General features: G+C 59.7%; 19 protein-coding genes. 8 read left to right on the top strand and 11 right to left on the bottom strand.

Annotation, left to right across the window (positions count from 1 at the left end; all coding sequences use genetic code 11):
* Window positions 1–66: 66 nt before the first annotated feature.
* Together O4G74_RS02455 and O4G74_RS02450 are read right to left on the bottom strand one after the other, a co-directional pair.
* Complete coding sequence (locus O4G74_RS02455) at window positions 67–2217, bottom strand: putative bifunctional diguanylate cyclase/phosphodiesterase (RefSeq protein WP_269401079.1); 2151 nt, start codon at window positions 2215–2217, stop codon at window positions 67–69.
* Between the two features lie 297 nt (window positions 2218–2514).
* A complete protein-coding gene (locus O4G74_RS02450; RefSeq protein WP_269401078.1) occupies window positions 2515–2958 on the bottom strand; it encodes a response regulator in 444 nt (147 codons plus the stop codon).
* 232 nt (window positions 2959–3190) lie between these two features.
* Here O4G74_RS02450 and O4G74_RS02445 point away from each other — a divergent pair, with 232 nt between their 5' ends.
* Together O4G74_RS02445 and O4G74_RS02440 are read left to right on the top strand one after the other, a co-directional pair.
* A complete protein-coding gene (locus tag O4G74_RS02445; protein ID WP_269401077.1) occupies window positions 3191–4102 on the top strand; it encodes a GNAT family N-acetyltransferase in 912 nt (303 codons plus the stop codon).
* A gap of 58 nt (window positions 4103–4160) precedes the next feature.
* Window positions 4161–5366, top strand: coding sequence for a mechanosensitive ion channel (locus O4G74_RS02440; protein WP_269401076.1), 1206 nt, complete (start codon window positions 4161–4163; stop codon window positions 5364–5366).
* 93 nt (window positions 5367–5459) lie between these two features.
* On the opposite strand, the gene secA is transcribed toward O4G74_RS02440, so the two are convergent.
* Complete coding sequence (gene secA, locus O4G74_RS02435) at window positions 5460–8258, bottom strand: preprotein translocase subunit SecA (RefSeq protein ID WP_269401075.1); 2799 nt, start codon at window positions 8256–8258, stop codon at window positions 5460–5462.
* Between the two features lie 190 nt (window positions 8259–8448).
* Here secA and O4G74_RS02430 point away from each other — a divergent pair, with 190 nt between their 5' ends.
* From O4G74_RS02430 to O4G74_RS02410, 5 genes are all read left to right on the top strand, one after another.
* Window positions 8449–9459: a peptidylprolyl isomerase gene (locus O4G74_RS02430; protein ID WP_269401074.1), complete on the top strand. Its 1011-nt coding sequence runs from the start codon at window positions 8449–8451 to the stop codon at window positions 9457–9459.
* A complete protein-coding gene (gene argJ, locus O4G74_RS02425) occupies window positions 9456–10706 on the top strand; it encodes a bifunctional glutamate N-acetyltransferase/amino-acid acetyltransferase ArgJ (RefSeq protein WP_269401073.1) in 1251 nt (416 codons plus the stop codon). The genes O4G74_RS02430 and argJ overlap by 4 nt, the downstream gene beginning before the upstream one ends.
* A complete protein-coding gene (gene mutT, locus O4G74_RS02420) occupies window positions 10703–11107 on the top strand; it encodes an 8-oxo-dGTP diphosphatase MutT (RefSeq protein ID WP_269401072.1) in 405 nt (134 codons plus the stop codon). The genes argJ and mutT overlap by 4 nt, the downstream gene beginning before the upstream one ends.
* 9 nt (window positions 11108–11116) lie before the next feature.
* Complete coding sequence (locus O4G74_RS02415) at window positions 11117–11287, top strand: Flp family type IVb pilin (protein WP_119379387.1); 171 nt, start codon at window positions 11117–11119, stop codon at window positions 11285–11287.
* A gap of 94 nt (window positions 11288–11381) precedes the next feature.
* Complete coding sequence (locus tag O4G74_RS02410; RefSeq protein WP_269401071.1) at window positions 11382–12548, top strand: epoxide hydrolase family protein; 1167 nt, start codon at window positions 11382–11384, stop codon at window positions 12546–12548.
* 7 nt (window positions 12549–12555) lie between these two features.
* Here the strand turns inward: O4G74_RS02410 and O4G74_RS02405 are convergent, their stop codons facing one another.
* The 4 genes from O4G74_RS02405 to O4G74_RS02390 all read right to left on the bottom strand — a co-directional run bounded on the left by O4G74_RS02405 (window position 12556) and on the right by O4G74_RS02390 (window position 14478).
* Window positions 12556–12858, bottom strand: coding sequence for an aa3-type cytochrome c oxidase subunit IV (locus tag O4G74_RS02405; protein WP_269401070.1), 303 nt, complete (start codon window positions 12856–12858; stop codon window positions 12556–12558).
* A 101-nt stretch (window positions 12859–12959) separates the two neighbouring features.
* Window positions 12960–13397: a DUF1178 family protein gene (locus O4G74_RS02400; RefSeq protein WP_269401069.1), complete on the bottom strand. Its 438-nt coding sequence runs from the start codon at window positions 13395–13397 to the stop codon at window positions 12960–12962.
* Window positions 13398–13410: 13 nt separating this feature from the next.
* Window positions 13411–13671 (bottom strand): glutaredoxin 3, encoded by a 261-nt coding sequence (gene grxC, locus O4G74_RS02395; RefSeq protein WP_269401068.1) that lies wholly within the window; start codon window positions 13669–13671, stop codon window positions 13411–13413.
* A 36-nt stretch (window positions 13672–13707) separates the two neighbouring features.
* Window positions 13708–14478: a ComF family protein gene (locus O4G74_RS02390; protein WP_269401067.1), complete on the bottom strand. Its 771-nt coding sequence runs from the start codon at window positions 14476–14478 to the stop codon at window positions 13708–13710.
* On the opposite strand from O4G74_RS02390, the gene O4G74_RS02385 reads away from it, so the two are divergent.
* A complete protein-coding gene (locus tag O4G74_RS02385; protein ID WP_269401066.1) occupies window positions 14477–15388 on the top strand; it encodes a methyltransferase domain-containing protein in 912 nt (303 codons plus the stop codon). The genes O4G74_RS02390 and O4G74_RS02385 overlap by 2 nt on opposite strands.
* A gap of 119 nt (window positions 15389–15507) precedes the next feature.
* On the opposite strand, the gene O4G74_RS02380 is transcribed toward O4G74_RS02385, so the two are convergent.
* The 4 genes from O4G74_RS02380 to O4G74_RS02365 form a co-directional block, all read right to left on the bottom strand.
* Complete coding sequence (locus O4G74_RS02380; RefSeq protein WP_269401065.1) at window positions 15508–16185, bottom strand: DUF1013 domain-containing protein; 678 nt, start codon at window positions 16183–16185, stop codon at window positions 15508–15510.
* 146 nt (window positions 16186–16331) lie between these two features.
* A complete protein-coding gene (locus tag O4G74_RS02375) occupies window positions 16332–17039 on the bottom strand; it encodes a hypothetical protein (RefSeq protein ID WP_269401064.1) in 708 nt (235 codons plus the stop codon).
* A 48-nt stretch (window positions 17040–17087) separates the two neighbouring features.
* A complete protein-coding gene (locus O4G74_RS02370) occupies window positions 17088–17975 on the bottom strand; it encodes a PAS domain-containing protein (RefSeq protein WP_269401063.1) in 888 nt (295 codons plus the stop codon).
* Between the two features lie 138 nt (window positions 17976–18113).
* Window positions 18114–19094, bottom strand: coding sequence for an NAD(P)H-quinone oxidoreductase (locus O4G74_RS02365; RefSeq protein ID WP_269401062.1), 981 nt, complete (start codon window positions 19092–19094; stop codon window positions 18114–18116).
* Between the last annotated feature and the right edge of the window lie 115 nt (window positions 19095–19209).

Genomic DNA, 19209 nt, shown 5'->3' with positions numbered 1-19209 from the left:
GACGCCTATCGCATGGCGCGGAGGAAAAGAACCAGAAAATACGCCGCGGCCTGTCTCTGCCCTATCTCAGGCGCTCTGGCGTAGCGCGGGCTCGCTTTCCATGGGTTTCCAGTTAGCAGCGCCGAGCTCGTTGATCGGGGCGGGCCTGCCGAACAGATAACCCTGAGCCTTGGAGAATCCGGCCAGACGCACCAGTCTTAGCTGGTCTTCAGTTTCGATGCCCTCTGCGACTATATCGACGTCCATGATCCCCCCAATGCCGGATATGAGGCCCAGAAGCTTCTGCGCGCGGCGGCTCTCAACAGCCTGGGTCAGGAATGACCGGTCGACCTTGATCCTGTCGATCGGCAGGGTCTCGAGCCGGCTGAGCGAGGAATAGCCTGTACCGAAATCATCGAGCGATATGCCCACGCCATGCTCGCGGATGGTATCCAGCCGGGTGCGGGACACATCCATATCCTCGAACATGCCGCGTTCGGTTATTTCAAGCTCAAGCAGTTCTGCCGGAAAGCCGGTTTCCTCGAGAATGGCGAGAAGCGAGTCGATGAAGCCTTCGCTCATGATCTCCATCGGCGAGACGTTCACATTGAGCTGGATTGTGGCGCCATGGGTTTTCATCCAGCGCAGTGCCTCGTTGCAGGCCCGGCGCAATGTGTACTGGCCAAGCTTGACGATGGAGCGGCTACTCTCTGCAACGGTGATGAACTCGTCTGGTGCAATGTTGCCGTAAACAGGATGTGCCCAGCGGGCCAGCGCCTCCACCCCGCTCAAAGCGCCCGTGCGGACTTCAAAGATGGGCTGATAATGCATCCGGATGTCGCCATTCGCGATGGCAGCGGCAAGATCCCGGCGGATCGCGAGGCGGCGCTCCAGCCGGACTTCAATCTCACCTGCACAGAGAATGCATTGTCCGCCGCCGAGTGATTTCGCCTCATAGACGGCGGCATCGGCGCGCTCCAGCGTATTGGCCAGCGTCTTGTTCGGGCCGGTGCAGGCCGCGCCGATGGAGGCGGCCATATCAACCACACGGTCTTCCATCTTAATCGGGCGGAAAACAGCTTCGGCAAACTGTTCGGCGAGCCAGTGGATGCGTTCGGGATCCCACCGCGTGGTCAGGAGGGCGCAGAACTCATCGCCGCCAAGCCGGAAGACTTCGAGGCCAGGAATGGCTTCTTCGAACTCGCGAAAGCGCAGCCCGAGCTCTGCGAGCGCTGCATCGCCGCTTTCATGGCCCTGCCGGTCATTCAAATTCTTGAAATTGTCGAGATCGATGCAGATGACAGCCGTTTCTTCACCATCCGACTGGGACTGTCGCGCTTCGACGGACTCGTTGAAAGCGTGGCGGTTCTTGAGACCCGTGAGCCTGTCGCACATGGCGAGGACTTTCAGCTTTTCCTCGGCCTCTGCTTTTTCGGTGATGTCATGCGCGATCACCCGGTAGCCCGCAAAGCTGCCATCGGGGTGGAAGACAGGATGACCCGTACATTCAACTCGCCGGGAGAGATCGCCAACGCGCAGATTGGCGCGGATCTTCTCGTAAGGCGCACGCGAAGCGAGGGCTTCATGGAAGATGTGGGCCTGCTCTTCCCAGTCATAGAAGAGGGTTTGCCAGTGGCAGCCAGCGGCATGCCCTGGCCCAAAGAAATCGGTCACCGTGCCGAATTCATTGATCTCCAGGTGCCAGTCAGAAGCAAGCGTTGCGTATTGCGCATAGCGCTCTTTCAGCGTGCTTTCCTTCTGGGCGGCCCGGTTGAGTGAGGCGTAGGCAGCGCCGGTTATCTTCTTTGGGAGGATCGCAGCGAGGACGCTGGCGACCGTAATAATACTGAGGGCCACGGCGGTGAGGTAGGTTTCATTACGCCCGTCAAAGACGACACCTTCGCCCGGAAAAATGACAAGATAGATATTGTAGAAAACAATGAGGCTGAACGTGTAGAGCGACGCCATCCAGAGAGGGGCCAGCAGGCCGAACATGAAGGGGCTGAGACCAAGAAGCATCAGGCCGATCCATGCCCCGGCTCCGTGAAGGAGGATCTCGGCGATCAGATTGGCCGGAATACTTATGCAGACGAGCAGGATGGACAGGGTGAGCGTCCGTTTCTGCGTTGCGAAAAGGATCGCGGCGCCAAGGCCGAGAAATGTCGCAGCATCGACAACGGCCATGACCCCAAGCGGGTAATTATCGGCAGCGATCATCGAAAGGATGATGAACGCCATGGTTAAAAGGATGGCGCTTGCGCAAAAGAGAACGAGAAGTTGCTGAACGCGCCTGTGGTTCAGGTGGCGAAGCGACCACCGTAAGGATGTCCAGCGGCTGGTACTGGCGGATTCGAGTTTTCCACCGTCTTCCATGTGATCCCTCTTCCTCTCACCCGGCCGACGTATAGACATCAAGTCTTTGAGGGTCGCCAAAATGCGCGCACAATCTTACCGAAATCAGGAAATCTATGGTTAAGCATACCGGCGCACCCGCGCTGTCGTATGAAATCCGGAAGCTGAATGTGTTCGAAGGTCTTAAGCGGCGACGATTCGGCCTGCGCTTTTGCCGTCCGGCGCCGGCATCTGATCAAAGAAGAAGTCGAGCATCGCTTCGGGGCGCTGTATGAAACGGTTGTATGGAAGGCTGGCCTTGAAGATAGGCGCCTGCGCGATGTTGCAGCCACAGCGGAGCGCAGTCTCGACGATGGTGTCACGGTCAGGATTGGCCGAGGCAACGGCGATGCGGTGAGGCCCCATATTGGCAAGCCGCGCAATCGTCATGTCGCCATCATAGCTGTCGGGCAGGGTCAGTTCGGTGATCACGAGGTCAAAACGCTCTAGGCGAAGGCGGCGTTCTGCTTCCATGAGGGTGTGGGCGAGAACGAGATCCACCTGGACGCGGGCGCGGGCTGCCTTGTCAGCAGCCACAGCCAGGATGTCGCGCACTGGCTCGTGATCCTCGATCCACAATACTTTCATAAAGCTCTACCCTGTGTGCCGAACGCCTTCCAAACCGAACGCTGCGTTCTCCCTCAATGAAGGCACTCTGACACTCATGCCTTTCAGCTTGGTAAAGCGAAACTTGCTGAAGTGTTTACGGCTCCACTGATCTGGTTACCGCAAGAGGAGATCGCATACGGACGATATTCCGTGATAGGCTCAATGCTGGCCGGGTAAGTAGCCTGATCGGTGCGATGGTGAGGAAGCTAAAATGCCTGATGGCACTGTAAACGAAGCAGAAAATAGTTCAGCTTTTCTCCGCGATATTGAGGAAAGTGATCAGCACATCGTCGACACGCTGATCGCGGAACGCTGCCCCAGTTTTGTATCGCACTGGTCGTGGCCATTAACGCGGCGCGTCCTCTACAGACTGCTTGGCTATGCGCGCGCCCGGGAAATGGCCGATACGCTGATGAGCCTGAACGGGCGCGAATCGTTCGATTACCTTGCGCGGGAGCTCGACGTTCAGCTGGACATCAATCATCTTGATCGTTTGCCAGAACGTGGGCGGTGCGTCGTCGCGGCGAACCACCCAACCGGTCTTGCGGATGGGGTGGCCGTCTGGGATGCGCTGATCCAGAGACGCAAGGATGTCGTGTTCTTTGCCAATGCGGACGCCATCCGGGTCAATCCGCGCTTTCAGGATGCGATCATCCCGATCGAATGGGTTGCCGATAAACGTAGTCCAGCAAAAACGCGCGAGACGCTAAAGCGCGCCTCGGAGGCCTTCGAAGCAGAGAAATGCGTCGTGATCTTCCCCTCTGGCAAGCTCGCAAAAAAGATCGACGGCGTGCTGACGGAACAGGCCTGGTTCCCGACTGTGGTGAGCCTTGCCCGCAAACAGGGCGCTCCGATTGTGCCGATGAATGTGCGCGCTGAAAATTCGCGCCTTTTCTACCGCCTCAGTCAGATCAATGGGGAGTTGCGGGACATTACGCTCTTCCAAGAACTCCTGAACAAGAAACAAGCCCGTTTCGAGCTAACGCTTGGCAAGACGATCCCGACCTATTCGCTGATGGGCGACGCGACTCAGGTCACTGAGGCCCTGAAGCGCCACGTCTCCCATACACTCGGCGAAAATCCTGACGCTGATTTTGGAACCCAAGCCCGTACCCATAGTTGAAGACCTAAGGCGCAGCTCTCAATGGGGCTGGTGCGCGCAGTAAGCGAAAGGGCTGAACATGGAAGAATTCTGGAATAACACAGTCACACAGGTACAGGACTATGGGCCGAAAGTGCTCTTTGCCCTGCTGATCCTGATTGGGGCTTATATCATTGGCTTTCTTTTCAAATGGGCAATCTCGACAGCGGTCAACAAGACCGGGTTTGGCAAGGGACAGGCTGACCCGGACGGCAAGGCGACCAAGTCGCTTGGCGATAGTCTCGGTATAGCCGCCTTCTGGATCATCATGCTGATCGGCGTCATCCAGGCGCTGACCCGGCTGGAGCTGACGCAGATCGTCCAACCGCTGAACGGCATGCTGAGCGACGTGCTCAACTATCTGCCGAACATCTTTGGCGCGATCCTGATCTTCATCGTCTTCGTCATTGTTGCAAACGTCGTGCAGAAGACAGTGAAGGCGGTTTTCGTCTTTGCGGACCCGGTGCCAGAGCGCCTCGGGCTTGCTGACGGCCCAGTCAATATTTCGGGCGTGACGGCGACCGTTCTTGCCGCAATTGTCGGTATTCTTGGCGCGATCGCCGCATTCGATGTACTTGCGATCGACGCGATTTCTGTTCCCGCAACGGCGATGCTGAACGAGATCATCGGCGCAATCCCGAACATCCTCATCGCCGCGATTCTGCTTACGGTTTTCGTTATCATCGGCCGCTTCGTTCACAATCTCATCCTGCGCACGCTGCCGAATTTCGGTGTCGATTCCGCTGTGGCTGAGCTTGGTATCCTCAAGGGTGCCGACTCTGGCATGACGGCGTCCAATGTGATCGCAAAGGGTGCGCTGTTCTTCATCGTGCTGCTTGGTCTGGTGCAGGCCATGCGTGCGCTTGAGTTCGAAGTGCTGACCAATGCGACCTACACGGTGCTCGACCTTGCCGCCTCCATCGTCTTTGGCGCGATCATTATCTTTGCCGGCGTCGTTATTGCCCGCATCGTGAGCGGTGCCATGGCGTCTTCCGGTGATGGCGCGAGCGACACCGTTGCGAAGGTCATGAAGTGGGCGATTATCATCCTTGCCACCATCCTCGGTATTTCCCGCATGGAGCTGGATCCGACGGGCGGCGAGTTTGTGCTGAACGTTGCCGAAATGCTCGTCATGGGCGCTGCCATCGGCCTCGCCATTGCGTGCGGTATCGGCTTTGGCTGGGGCGGCCGCGAATGGTTCGCCAAGCAGCTTGAGAAGTGGAGCCGCAAGGACGGCACGCCGTAAAGGCGCAAGCTGACCTTATCCAATAGACAAAGGCCGCTCCATTCGGAGCGGCCTTTTTCATTGTTCGTTTGCAGTGTGAAGCAGAAGCGCGTCTTAAGCGCGCTGTGTGCCTGCCGGGCTAAGCGAGCCGTGACAATGCTTGTACTTCTTGCCGGAGCCGCATGGGCAGGCCGCATTGCGCGGAGTCTGTGACCAGTCATCCTCTGCCTGATGAAGTGGCGGGCCATCATGCGGATCGTTCGGGCCTTCGATGACGTCTGGCGTCATCTCATTGTCGCCCGTGTCGGGGTTGAGGTGCGTTTCACGCAGGCTTTCGCGCGACAAGACAGAGGCGCGTGCGGCTGCGAGGGCTTCCTCGTCGCGGGCACGGGCGGCAGCACGTTGTGCCTCGTCCGATGGCGGCGTGATGCGGATATTCATCAGGATGCGCGTTACTTCATGGCGCAGCGTGCTGAGCAGTTCGTTGAAGAGCTTGAAGGCTTCTTCCTTGAATTCATTCAGCGGGTCACGCTGGCCGTAGGAGCGCAGGTGAATGACTGAGCGAAGCTGGTCGATCTGCTGGAGGTGGTTGCGCCACTTGCTGTCGAGGACCTGAAGCAGGACCTGTTTCTCGACATTGCGGATCTGGTCTGCGCCAGCGAGTTTTACCTTCTGCTCGAACGTTTCGTCCGACGCCTTGCGCACACGCTCGGCGATCTCGGCATTGGCAACGCCTTCTTCGGACGCCCATTCAGCAATCGGCAGGTCGAGACCAAGCTCATTCTTCAGCGTTTCGGTGAGGCCTTCGACGTCCCACTGTTCGGCGAACGCTTTCTCCGGCATGGCCTCTTCGACCCATTCGTCGATGATGTCGTGGCGCATGTCGGTCACTTCTTCTGTGACCTGTCCGGCGTTCATGAACTCGCGGCGCTGCTCGAAGATTGCCTTGCGCTGATCATTGATGACGTCGTCGTATTTGAGGACGTTCTTGCGGATCTCGAAATTGCGTTCCTCGATCTTCTTCTGCGAGGTTTCGATCGCCTTGTTCATCCAGGGGTGGGTGATGCCTTCATCTTCCTTGATGCCAAGGCTCTTCATGATCGAGTTCAGGCGTTCAGCGGCGAAGACACGCATGAGGTCGTCTTCGACCGAGATGAAGAATTTGGATTTACCGGGGTCACCCTGACGGCCTGTCCGGCCGCGCAGCTGGTTATCGATCCGGCGGCTTTCGTGGCGCTCTGTACCGAGAACGAAGAGGCCGCCCGCATCGAGCGCCTCTTTCTTGCCAGCCTGGATCTCGGTCTTGATCTCGGCTTCCATGGCTTCCTCTTCCTCGCGGGAAGGCTCACGGCCGTGCTTTTCCTTGAAGGCGTCAACGGCCTTCCAGAGGCGCATTTCGAGGTTGCCGCCGAGCTGAATGTCGGTACCGCGACCGGCCATGTTGGTGGCGACCGTCACGGCGCCGGGAAGGCCGGCATCGGCGATGATCTCGGCTTCTTTCTCGTGGTGGCGTGCGTTCAGCACCTTGTGCGGGATCTTGGCCTGCGTGAGCAGGGTCGAGATAATCTCGGACTTCTCGATCGAAGCGGTGCCCAGAAGGACCGGCTGGCCTTTGGCGCGCGCGTCGCGCACTTCCTTGACGATCTCCTGATACTTGGCGGAGGCGACCCTGTAGACGACGTCATCGTCATCGATACGCTGGATCGGCTTGTTGGTTGGCAGCTGGAAGACTTCCAGCTTGTAGATGTCTGCAAACTCGGCCGCTTCGGTGATGGCGGTACCGGTCATACCCGCGAGCTTGTTGTAGAGACGGAAATAGTTCTGGAAGGTGATGGACGCCAGCGTCTGGTTCTCTGGCTTGATGTCGACGCCTTCCTTGGCCTCGATGGCCTGGTGCAGGCCCTCAGAGAGGCGGCGGCCTTCCATCATGCGGCCGGTGAATTCGTCGACCAGCATGACCTGGCCGTCCTTCATCAGATATTGCTTGTCCCGGTGAAACAGCTTGTGGGCGCGCAGGGCCTGGTTCGAATGGTGGACGATGGAGACGTTCTGCGGGTCCCAGAGATTGCCGTCCAGCATGCCGGCTTCATCCAGCATCCGCTCCATCTTCTCCATGCCTTCTTCGGTGAAGATGACAGAACGCTGCTTCTCGTCGAGCTCGATATCGGTCTCGTCGTTCAGCTGCGGGATGAGGTCGTTGATGGTGCGGTAAAGCTCTGAGCGGTCATCGGTGGGACCGGAAATAATCAGCGGGGTGCGCGCTTCATCGATCAGGATGGAGTCGACCTCGTCGACGATGGCATAGGCGTGACCGCGCTGCGCCATCTGGTCGAGCGAGTATTTCATATTGTCGCGCAGATAGTCGAAGCCGAACTCATTGTTCGTGCCATAGGTGATGTCGCAGGCATAAGCCGCCTTGCGCTCACCATCGTTGAGGCCGTGAACGATGGTGCCCGTCGTCATGCCGAGGAAGCCATAGAGCTTGCCCATCCATTCGGCGTCGCGGCTGGCGAGATAGTCGTTGACGGTGATGACGTGCACGCCCTTGCCAGCGAGCGCGTTGAGATAGACGGCCAGCGTTGCCACCAGCGTCTTGCCCTCACCGGTACGCATCTCTGCGATGGCGCCCCTGTGTAGCACCATGCCGCCGATCAGCTGAACATCGAAGTGGCGCATGCCAAGTGCGCGAACGGAGCCTTCCCGGACGACAGCAAAAGCCTCTTCCAGAAGCCCGTCCAGCGTTTCGCCCTTTTCGAGGCGCTCCCGGAATTCTGCAGTCTTGGCTTTCAGTTCCTCGTCTGAGAGCGCCTGCATTTGCGGCTCCAGAGCATTGATCCGCTCGACGCTTTTGCGCATCGGCTTGATCTTTCTGTCGTTGGCGGAACCGAACATTTTGCGGGCAAGGGAGAGCATGGAAACAAGCACCAATCTGCGCTGTTGACTTGAAGGATGCCTCCTGACGAGAAACCATGTGCAGGAGGGGCACGCAGAAGGGGCGTGCCGCGGGTGACTAAACCTCTCGACCAGTCCCCGCGGGAGACTTAAGAACGCCGCGAAATAGTGTCAATGCGAACGGCTGTACCACGAACACAAGGACTTAGGCATGCATAGGCACTGGTTCTCAATTCCAGCTCTCACACTCACCCTCGGCCTTTTCCTGGCAGGGTGCAGCGAGAGTGATCCCGAAAACGGTATCCGCCGGCCCGTTGGCTTTGATGCGTCCGCTGCCGCGAGGGTAAATGGCGACCCGATCTACCTCTCTGATGTTGAACTTGAAGCTGTCGCCCAGGGCCGGATCGAGCCTGGCGACTCCTTTGGGCCAGAGCATGAAGATTACCAGCTCGTCCTCGACCAGCTGATCGACCAGCGTCTCCTTGCACAGGAAGCGGTGCGCCGCGGCCTCGACCGGACGCCAGCCGCCCAGCGCCGTCTCGAAACCGCGCGCGAACGCCTGCTCGGCAACTTTCTCATGGAAGACCTCGTTGCCACGCAGGTGAATGAAGACGCCATCGACCGGATGTATGAAGAACAGGTCCGCCTGCAGCAGCTAGATGATGAGGTCCGCATCCGACACATCCTGCTTGCGACCCAGGAAGAAGCCGAAACGGTGCTCGAAAAGGCCCGCGCAGGCGAAGACTTCACGGCACTGGCCTTCGAATTTTCCGAAGACACCCGGACGCGCCTTGATGGTGGCTCGTTCGGCTGGGTTGCACCCAATGAGATGGTCGACCCGTTTCCGGCCGTCATCGCCGATACGCCTGCGGGCGAAATCTCAGAGCCTTTCCAGTCCGAACAGGGCTGGCACATCCTCAAGGTCGAGCAGCGCCGCACACGCCCGCCCAAGACGCGGGAAGAAATGCGTCCTGAAATCGTGACCTATCTCACCTTCACGCAAATCAGCCAGATCCTGCAAACGCTGCGCGCCAATGCAGACATTGAGGAGCGCGAAGGCGGGATGATCGCGCGTGACCTCGCCGAAGAAGCGGGAGACGCGGCGGCCGATGAAGCTGGCCTCGGGGGTGAGAGCGATACCGATCTGGATGGAACTGCAGCCGAGATGAGCGGAGATGATGCTGAAGCGGGCACAGACGAAGAGATGGAGACCGTAGAGTGAAACTCACCCCGTCTCCTTTTGCACCCGCCAGCTTTCCAGACTTGCCAGAGGTCAAAGGCGTACAGGCGGCGACCGCCTCGCGCGGCTTCTATGCGCGGCGCGGCGTCCAGCGCGATGATGTCTTCCTGTTCCTGATGCCGGAAGGCACGTCTGCGGCGGGCGTGTTTACCCGCTCGCTGACGGCGTCGGCAGATGTGGAATGGTGCCGCGAGGCGCTTAAGGCTTGCGGCGGTGTTGGCCGGGCGGTCGTCGCGAATGCTGGCAACTCGAACGCGTTCACGGGAAAGGCGGGCAAGCTCAAGAATGAAGCGACGCTTGCCGCGATGACGAAGACGCTGGGCGTGCCGAAAGAGGCCTGCTTCCTGGCCGCGACCGGCGTGATAGGAGAGCCACTGGCTGACCCGAACTTCGTTGGCGAAATGCTGCCAGAACTTGAGAGCAAGCTTGGCCCTGCCGACTGGGAGGCATGCGCGCGGGCCTTCATGACGACCGACACCTTCCCGAAAGGGGCCGGGACGACCTGCGAAATAGACGGAACACCCGTTGCGATCTCTGGGATTCTCAAAGGCTCCGGCATGATCATGCCGAACATGGCCACCATGCTCTGCTATGTCTTTACCGATGCCGCCATTGCGCCTTCGCTGCTCGACAAGCTGTTGCGCGAGACGGTCGATCCGACGTTGAACTCCGTCACCGTGGATGGTGATACGTCGACGTCGGACACCTGCATGCTGTTTGCGACCGGCGCGTCCGGTGCGCCGATGATCGAGGACGCCAGCGACCCGCGCCTGGCCGGCTTCCGCGGCGCGCTGATGGATGTCTTCCGCGATCTTGCGCACCAGCTGGTCAAGGATGGCGAGGGCGCGTCCAAATTCGTCGAAATCTGCGTTGAGAACGCGGTTTCGGAAAGCTCGGCCAAGACGATTGGCATGCACATCGCAAATTCGCCTCTCATCAAGACCGCGCTTGCGGCGGGTGATGCAAACTGGGGCCGCATCGTCATGGCGGTCGGCAAGTCGCTTGAGCCGATCGAGAAAGACAGGATGCAGATCTGGTTTGGCGACCATCTGGTGGCCGATGGTGGCATGCGGGCGCCGGGCTATGACGAAGCCGTGGCGACCGGGCATTTCGCAGGCGACCATATCTCCATCAAGGTGGATGTTGCCGCCGGTGATGCGTCCTGGACGGTGTGGACGTGCGATCTCACCCACGGCTATGTCGATATCAACGGCGCTTACCGGACATGACCGGGACGGTCCTGCTGGTGGTGGCTGCCGCGATCTTCAACGAAAGCGGCGAAATCCTTCTGGCCCAGCGCCCGGAAGGCAAATCCATGGCGGGCCTCTGGGAATTTCCGGGTGGCAAGCTGGAGCCGGGAGAGCGGCCTGAAGAGGCGCTTTGCCGCGAATTGAAGGAGGAACTCCAGATCTCGGTCGAGCCGTCCGCGCTCCAACCGATCACTTTTGCGAGTTTTGGTTATCCGGATTTTCACCTTTTGATGCCACTTTACGAGGTGCGGGACTGGCGGGGTGAACTTGCCGGTCTTGAGGGACAAGAGATTGCCTGGGTCAAACCGGCGGAGCTGGCCAGCTATAAGGCCCCGCCTGCCGATATTCCTCTGTTCGAAGAGCTTGCCCGCAGGTATTGAGAGGACTTCATGTTCATTAAGCCAGTGAAAAAGCTGAAGTCCGATGAGAGCGGCGCGAGTGCCGTTGAATACGGGCTTATCATGGGCCTGATGACGATCCTCCTCATCACCGCGCTGACCACGGTTGGCTCCAAGACCTCCGACCACTTCAACGAAGTTGAGAGCGGTTTCTCTGGTTAGATTTTCCCGGGGCAGCTGACCCCATGTGAGCCTTGACCCCCAGATGCCTTGCGCGCTTCATCCTGCCTGACGAAACGCCAGCAGGAGATCCGACATGAGCAAGGTCACCCCTTTCACTGTAAACGTGTCAGATGATGTGCTCGCGCGCATTCGCTCGCGCGTTGAGGCGTTTCGCTGGTTTCCTGCGCCGTCCATAGGGGACGAATGGGCCTTCGGCATGTCGACTGCCTTCCTGAAGGATATTCAGGCCTACTGGCTGGAAGAGTATGACTGGCGCGCCGCCGAGAAGACGCTCAATGCGTGGCCGCAATTCACGACAGAGATCGACGGCCTCGACATCCACTTCCTGCATGTGGTGGGCGAGGCGGGGGGCAAGCGTCCGCTCCTGCTGACGCATGGCTGGCCGGGCTCGATCTATGAATTCCATGATGCGATCGGCCCGCTTGCCTATCCTTCAAAACATGGCGGCAAGGCTGAGGACGCTTTCGATCTCGTCATCCCGTCGCTGCCCGGATACGGGTTTTCAGGAAAACCCGCCGCGCCAACCGGCCAGCAGGCCACCGCGCGCATGTGGGACACGCTGATGCGCGAAGGTCTTGGCTATGACGCTTATCTTGCGCAGGGCGGTGACTGGGGCGGGCTGGTGACCTCGCTGCTTGGTCTCAATCATGGCGTCGATAGCGGCGGCGGCTGCAAGGCGATCCATCTCAACATGATCGGGCATCAGCCTGCCGACCGGACCCCGCGTACGGATGAGGAAGCCAAATGGGCTGCAGCTTCGCAGGCTGCCATGCAGGCCGAGGGCGCTTACCTCATGGAACAGGCGACGAAGCCGCAGACGCTCGCCATGGCGTTGATGGACAGCCCGATGGGCACCGCCGCGTGGATCCTTGAGAAGTTTCATGGCTGGAGCGACCGCAGCCGGGGCAAGCTGACCGATATCTATTCGCGCGACCAGCTGCTGACGAATGTGATGATCTATCTGGTGAATGACGCGATCGCGACATCGGTCTGGTACTACGCCGCGCTGTTCCTCGAGGGCGGCGCGCAGCTGAAACCGGATCAGAAGGTCACGGTGCCGACCGGGATCGCAGATTATCCCGGCGAGACAATCTACCGGACGCCGCCGCGCAGCTGGTGCGAGCGGATCTACAATGTGGCTTACTGGTCAGACATGAAGGAAGGCGGGCACTTCGCAGCGATGGAAGTGCCGGACCTGTATGTCGAGGATGTGAGGGCGTGGGCCCGGTCCGTCAGCTAGGCGCTGACTACATCGCCATCGAGAAGAGGGTGATCAGCAGCTGAACGACCAGTGCAAGACCCGCAAGACCAATCACGGTTGCAATCCAGGCGCCGCCAAGGCTCATGCCGACGCCAATTGCGATACCTGCGCCTGCACAGAGGATCAGCGCAACGAGCCAGTTCATGCCGACCGATAGCGTGAAAACCATGTAGCCAACGGCGAGCAGAAGGATGAGTGCACCCCACATGCTGGCTTTCATGAAGCCCGAATACATCTTCGATTGCGCTTCGATTTCCATTTCGCCGCGGGTGTATTCGCTGGACGCCATTGATCAACTCCGTTCATGGGCCTTCTTACAGGCGTTTTATCGACGCCGGGCCGATGGTCAAGAAGCCAGGCGGTCGCAGCTGCAGCGTATCGCTACGGCTTCTAGTTGAGCTTGGTCTTTTCGGTCTTCTTTGGCGGCACGAAAGCGGGCGGGAGCGGTGCAGCGGGGACGCCTTCCTCTTTCAGGCTTTCGCGTTCCTCAGCCGTGGTTTCACCCCAGATCGGCTTATGCTCGCGTTCCCCATAATACATGGAGCGGGCTTCCTCGGCGAAACCGTCGCCGACATAATCGTAATTATCCGCAATGTGCTGGCGCGCATGCGCCGCAAGCTTGCCGAAAACTTTCTCAGGGTCGCTCGCGCCCGATTTCTCAGATGGGCGCACGGATGGGGCCATGACCTGCTTGCGGATATTGTGGCCGCCGCAATTCGGGCAATCGATGAATCCCTTTTCCGACTGGGTGTCGAACCCTTCGGAAGAGGCGAACCAGCCGTCAAAACCGGCCTCGCAATCCCTGCATTCAAGTGCGTAGCGGATCATGGGTGGCGAGCTTTCAGAGCGCGGCGAGCTTCTTGTCGAGCTTGCCGGAGCGTTCGAGCGCCATCATCTCGTCGCAGCCGCCAATATGCTCATCGCCGATAAAGATCTGCGGGAAGGTCCGCCCGCCATTCGACCTCTGGATCATCTCCTGCTTCTTGTCCGGGTCCATGCCGGCATCGATCTCGTTGAAGTCGACGCCCTTCTGCTTCAGCAGGGACACCGCGCGGGTGCAGAAGGGGCAGAAGGCACGTGTGTAGATCGTCACAGCGGACATAGGAAAAATCCTCGTCGATTGCAGTCAGTATGCGCCTTATATGGTTATGTCCGACGGCCTGACAACGCGCGCCAGCACCACGAGTGAGATATGAGACGCGCCTGCACGCCTCAGGGCGCGGCTGCACGCTGACAGGGTCGCGCCAGTTGTGAACACGTCATCGACCAGAATAACCCGTCTGCCGTCTATCAGCAGCTTGTGGGCCGGGCGTACCTCGAATGCGGCGCGGACATTGCGCCAGCGCTCCCTCGCGGACAGCCCGCCCTGGCTCGGCGTTGGCTTGCGGCGCACCAGCGCGTCGACCTTTGATGGCACATCAGAGCGCTGTGAGAGCGCCTGTGCCAGCCAGCCTGACTGGTTAAAACCGCGATGCACCAGACGGCGATAGTGGAGCGGCACTGGCACGATGAGATCGGCCTCATCCAGGAGCTCGCGCGAGGCCAGCGTCATCCAGTTGGCAAAGGTCGAAAGACCGTCGCGGCGGCCTGCATGTTTGAGGTCTAGAACCAGCTTGCGTGAGACATCGTCATAGGCGAGCGCGGCGCGGGCGGCATCCCAGCGGGGCGGCTTAGCCGCGCACTTGCCGCAGAGGTTTGCTTCGCCAAGGTCGCTTTCCAGTGGCAGGGCGCACTGACGGCACCCGCTAGCGCCGAGAAAGGTCAGCTGGGCAAAGTCATCGGGCGCGATAAGTCCTTCGCCGCCATGATGCTGGCCGGAGACAAGCGAGCGGGATGGCCAGACGAAATGCGCTGCCGCGCGCAGTCCGCCCTTTGCCCTCTGCCGCACAAGGTGCATATCGAGGCCCATGTCACCTGCTCCACCCAAGCTCTTCGACCGGACGCTTCATCGGCGCAACCGCGACCGTGCCGCCCGTCATTATGGCGACTATGCGTTCCTGAAAGCGCGAGAGTCGAGTCATCTCATCGAAAGGCTGGAAGATGTGAACCGGGAGTTTGAGCGTGTGCTCGACCTGGGCAGTCATGATGGCACGCTGGCACTAATGCTGGCAGAGCATCCCCAGACGGGTACTGTGGACGCGGGCGAGATGTCGTCCGGCTTGCGGGCACTCGGCGCCGAACGAGGGCTGGATATTCGTGAGATGGACGAAGAGGCGCTCGGTACCGATGAGGCCTTCTATAATCTTGTAACGTCGGTACTTTCTCTCCACTGGGTCAACGATTTGCCAGGCGCGCTGATCCAGATCCGGCAAGTGCTGAAGCCGGACGGCCTCTTCCTTGGATGCCTGTTTGGTGCGGGAACATTGGCAGAGTTGCGCACCGCTTTCCTCGAAGCCGAGGCTGAGATCACGGGCGGCGCGGCGCCGCGTATTTCGCCGTTGCCGGCTCTTCAGGACATGGCGGGCCTGATGCAGCGGGCCGGATTTGCCTTGCCAGTGGTCGATGTAGAGCCGGTAACGGTTCGCTATGACGACCCGTTTGTGCTGATGCGGGACCTGAAGGGCATGGGCGAGCAGGCTGCTTTCGCGGCCAACGAGAAAAGTCCCAGAAGGCCGTTGTCACGACGAATTCTGGCCCGAATGGCAGAGATTTACAGGGAGCGTTTCGCCGATCCGGATGGCCGCTTGAGAGCGACGTTCAATGTCGTCTGGCTGTCAGGCTGGGCCCCGGCGGACAGCCAACCCAAACCTCTACGTCCTGGAAGTGCGCGCCATTCCATGGCGGATGCGGTGCGGAAAGTGCGGGGGACGGAGGAGTAGGTTTCCGGTGTTTTCACGGTGCAGTGACGGTGCGCTGGCGGTGTTTTCTGACGGTATAGAAAAAGGCGCCCCGAAAATTTCAGGGCGCCTTTCCGTTTTTTGGATGTTCGTGGGGCCAACTAGCCCTTGAAGTTCGAGAAGATGTCGTCGGCGTTAGGCTCTTCACCATTACCGGAATCGGTGTCGACGGCCTGGCTGGCGGCGTCGGCATCCTCAGCGGGGCGAAGGCCCGGGCCGTCACCTTCGATGCCAGCTTGCGCTTCCATCTTCTTGCGGCGATCGACGGCCTTGTTGACGACTTCGTCCAGCTCGATCTGTGTGCAGAGACCCAGTGTGACCGGGTCGACCGGTTTGATGTTCTGCGAATTCCAGTGCGACTTGTCGCGCACATTGGTGATCGTTGCCTTGGTCGTGCCGATCAGCTTGGAGATCTGCGCGTCGGAGACTTCCGGGTGGTTACGGATGAACCAGGCGATGGCGTCCGGCTTGTCCTGACGGCGGGCGACCGGCGTGTAGCGCGCGCCCTTGCGTTTTGGCTGCGGGATGTGCGCGATCTTGGATTCAGCCTTCTTCAGGCGGTATTCCGGATTGCCTTCGCCCTTGCGGATTTCCTCACGCGTCAGCTCACCGCCTGAGATCGGATCGACGCCGCGCATGTTCTCGGCCACATCGCCATCGGCGATGCCTTTGACTTCGAGCTTGTGAAGACCGCAGAAGTCAGCGACTTGCTCGAACGAGAGCGTGGTGTTGTCGATCAGCCAGACAGCGGTTGCCTTCGGCATCAGAATATCGGCCATTTTCGGGCTCCATCATGCTGGTCCCAGAAACGCAGCCGCCCGGCCTTTCGGGCCGGGCGGTCAGGGTTCCAGAACGGGAAAGTTCCTAACAGCCTGAAGTATAGAACGAAGCCGCTCACTTGGGAAGGCAGGGTTTGTAGTGGGCCTCAAGCGGCCAGCAGACGGTGTTCAGCATCCTTCCGGACAATGATGTCTGCGCGTTCGCGTAGGGGGAGGATGTGATTTTCGAGATTGGGGAGGTTGATTTTCTGCCAGACCTCGGTGCGGGCGAAGGCGCGGGCTTCGTCTTCTGTCATGCCGCGGAAGCGCCGATAGAAGGACGTCGGGTCGTCGGCGGCCGCATGCCAGAACTGCATGAACCGGTCGAGAAACCAGGTTTCAATGTGCGGGGTCTCGGCATCGAGATAGACGAGGATGTCCGGTTCACCTGCGCGCTCCTCGCCGGATGGCGGTTTGAAGCCAAGCCCTTCAAGAAGCAGGATATCTGGCGGGGGGATTGTACGGGCAAGGGCAGGGTCGATGTCATAGGTGCCATGGCTATGCACCGGGAAGACGGCAGGCAGGACCCTTACGCGGGTAATCGCCCAACGCATGCCAGTATTGTCATAGCTTTCGGGGAAGCCCTTCCGCATCATCAGCCCGCGTGCTTCCAGTTCGTCATTGGGACAGAGGAAGCCGTCCGTTGATACATTTTCCACGCGATGGGTTCTCGAGAGGACATCGCTGAGCGCGGCGGCGAGGGTGGACTTTCCGCACGCGACCGAGCCGGTCAGGCCGACAACAAGCGTGCAATTGTCAGCATGCGCGTGGCGCAACCTGGAAGCGAGTTTCTCAAGTTCGTCACTATGCTTCATGAGAAGCTCCCCGAACATCAGCTGGCTGTCCGCCAGCCTTTCACCTGTCTAGGCGTCTGGGCGGGTCGCGGCCGCCGAAATCGACCCCATCAGAACACTGTCCTTGAACGGTTTCGAAACGACTGGGCAGCTTCGCAAACGCTCCGGCAGGTCTTCAAGCTCTTCATAGCCGGTGCAAAACACGACGGGCACACCAGCCTTTATCAACCGTTCTGCGAGGCCATAGGATTTCCGGCCGCCGAGATTTGAATCGAGAAGCGCAATGTCTGGAAGCGCATGCTCAATTTCACGCTCGGCGCCGGCGATCGTCATGGCCGGACCCATGACATTGTAGCCGGCGTCGCTGAGGCGCATTTCAAGGTCGAGCGCAGTCATCGGCTCATCCTCAAGGATCAGAATGGTCTGGCGTGCCGGGCTTTCGCCGGCAAGGGGCAGATTCTGGTCTGCGAGTTCTATCGCAATGGTCGCGCCGGGTTTGATTTCTATACGGTGCAGAAGATCTTCAGGCGGCTGGTCGGTTACCGAGCCTATCGCATCAGAGATCTGTTCGGTTACGTCCATATTGGTACCGAACCAGAAACGAACCTTGCCAGTTTCATCAAGAAGAGGCTGTGCCTCGGAGAGGAACCAGCGATAGTCGCCATCCTGCCCGCGCAAAGGAAAAAGGTCTTCCCACGGCTCACCGGTTTCGAATGCTTTTTTGATGCGCGTAACGACGCGGTCGACATGGTCAGGGTGGTGCACACTCTGCCAGCCCCAGCCGGACATTTCTTCCAGTGTTGTGCCGGTGTATTCGAACCAGTGGCGATTGTACCAGTAGATGGAGCCGTCACCGTCGGCGATCCATGCCAGCCGCGGCATGGAGTCCGCGCGAGCCCGAAAATCGGTCTCTCTTTGTAGGAGGGTGCTCCCGTGCTGAGTGATCCGCTGTCCCATGAAAGGCTCCGGTCGCAGGAGGCTGGTGAATGTCTCTGCCTCGCGACTGGCAACACTATCGCACACTAATAGCGTGTACGATAGCGCAGACCGCTCGTGTTACTGAGTCTTAAGGCCGGTTTGCCCGGCTTCAGTCGCTCAGGCGGCGAATTCGAGCAAGAGTTTGCCGATGTGGCCGCCCGCCGCCATGTGCGCCTGAGCCGCTTCGGCTTCGCTGGCCGGATAGACCTTTTCGATGACAGGTTTGATGGCACCGCTAGCGACATGCGGCCAGAACTGATCTTCAATGGCGGCGCGGATTTCTGCCTTTTCCTCTGCAGACCGGGCGCGCAGCGTCGTGCCGGTCAGGATCAGGCGTTTCATCATTAGATAGATGAGATCCAGTTCAACCTTTGAGCCGTTCAGATAGGCGATATTGCAGATACGCCCGTTCACGCGGGCAACCGAGATGTTTTTCTGCACATAGTCGCCGCCGACCATGTCGAGAATGACATCGGCGCCGCCGCCTTCCTTGACGACTTTCTCGAAATCGTCGGTCTTGTAATTGATCGCGCGGGTGGCGCCGAGCGAGGTTGCGGCTTCGCATTTCTCGTCGGAGCCGGCCGTCGTCCAGACGGTGCCTGCGCCAGCCTCTTTCAGCATCTGGAGTGCCATGGAGCCGATGCCTGAGGTGCCACCATGGATGAGGACGTTCTCTCCCGGTTTGAAGGCTGAGCGCATGAAAATATTGGCGTAGACCGTCATCATGGCTTCGGGCAGGGCGGCTGCCTCCGTCAGGGAGAGGTTTTCCGGCACAGGAAGGAGCGAGCCTTCATCGACCGCGCAGAATTCAGCATAGCCGCCACCCGCAAGGAGGGCGCAGACCCGGTCGCCTTCCTTCCAGCGCGTGACCTTCTCACCAAGGGCGACAATCGTGCCTGCGCATTCCAGGCCCATGATCTGTGAAGCGCCAGGGGGCGGTGGGTACTTGCCTGCACGCTGGACAAGGTCCGCGCGGTTGAGGCCGGCAGCGGCGACTTTCACCAGGACATCGTGCGGGCCGATCTCTGGCCGGTCGACCTCTGCCAGCTTCAGCGGTTCGCCTTCATTTGCCACGATTGCCTGCATCCGGTCGGTCATGTTCACATCCTGTCTGGTGTCTTGATTAACTGTGTCTGGCGCCACCTCTTCTGGATTGAGGCTTGATTTCGGCGCGCGTCTGTCCTTGCCTTGAAGGCGAGAGGTAAGTGGCTGA

The sequence above is a fragment of the Henriciella marina genome (genome assembly GCF_027213945.1).
GTDB lineage: Bacteria > Pseudomonadota > Alphaproteobacteria > Caulobacterales > Hyphomonadaceae > Henriciella > Henriciella marina_A.
This window is presented reverse-complemented; position numbering and strand designations above follow the sequence as displayed.

Bases quoted from the DNA above. Each gene is read 5' to 3' on its own strand.
- O4G74_RS02455 (WP_269401079.1), bottom strand. From the start codon at position 2,217: ATGGCGTTCATCATCCTTTCGATGATCGCTGCCGATAATTACCCGCTT.
- O4G74_RS02390 (WP_269401067.1), bottom strand. From the start codon at position 14,478: ATGGGCCTCGATATGCACCTTGTGCGGCAGAGGGCAAAGGGCGGACTG.
- O4G74_RS02445 (WP_269401077.1), top strand. From the start codon at position 3,191: ATGCCTGATGGCACTGTAAACGAAGCAGAAAATAGTTCAGCTTTTCTC.
- O4G74_RS02365 (WP_269401062.1), bottom strand. From the start codon at position 19,094: ATGACCGACCGGATGCAGGCAATCGTGGCAAATGAAGGCGAACCGCTG.
- O4G74_RS02370 (WP_269401063.1), bottom strand. From the start codon at position 17,975: ATGGGACAGCGGATCACTCAGCACGGGAGCACCCTCCTACAAAGAGAG.
- O4G74_RS02400 (WP_269401069.1), bottom strand. From the start codon at position 13,397: ATGATCCGCTACGCACTTGAATGCAGGGATTGCGAGGCCGGTTTTGAC.
- O4G74_RS02430 (WP_269401074.1), top strand. From the start codon at position 8,449: ATGCATAGGCACTGGTTCTCAATTCCAGCTCTCACACTCACCCTCGGC.
- mutT (WP_269401072.1), top strand. From the start codon at position 10,703: ATGACCGGGACGGTCCTGCTGGTGGTGGCTGCCGCGATCTTCAACGAA.
- O4G74_RS02405 (WP_269401070.1), bottom strand. From the start codon at position 12,858: ATGGCGTCCAGCGAATACACCCGCGGCGAAATGGAAATCGAAGCGCAA.
- O4G74_RS02450 (WP_269401078.1), bottom strand. From the start codon at position 2,958: ATGAAAGTATTGTGGATCGAGGATCACGAGCCAGTGCGCGACATCCTG.
- secA (WP_269401075.1), bottom strand. From the start codon at position 8,258: ATGCTCTCCCTTGCCCGCAAAATGTTCGGTTCCGCCAACGACAGAAAG.
- O4G74_RS02440 (WP_269401076.1), top strand. From the start codon at position 4,161: ATGGAAGAATTCTGGAATAACACAGTCACACAGGTACAGGACTATGGG.
- grxC (WP_269401068.1), bottom strand. From the start codon at position 13,671: ATGTCCGCTGTGACGATCTACACACGTGCCTTCTGCCCCTTCTGCACC.
- O4G74_RS02410 (WP_269401071.1), top strand. From the start codon at position 11,382: ATGAGCAAGGTCACCCCTTTCACTGTAAACGTGTCAGATGATGTGCTC.
- O4G74_RS02375 (WP_269401064.1), bottom strand. From the start codon at position 17,039: ATGAAGCATAGTGACGAACTTGAGAAACTCGCTTCCAGGTTGCGCCAC.
- O4G74_RS02380 (WP_269401065.1), bottom strand. From the start codon at position 16,185: ATGGCCGATATTCTGATGCCGAAGGCAACCGCTGTCTGGCTGATCGAC.
- O4G74_RS02415 (WP_119379387.1), top strand. From the start codon at position 11,117: ATGTTCATTAAGCCAGTGAAAAAGCTGAAGTCCGATGAGAGCGGCGCG.
- O4G74_RS02385 (WP_269401066.1), top strand. From the start codon at position 14,477: ATGTCACCTGCTCCACCCAAGCTCTTCGACCGGACGCTTCATCGGCGC.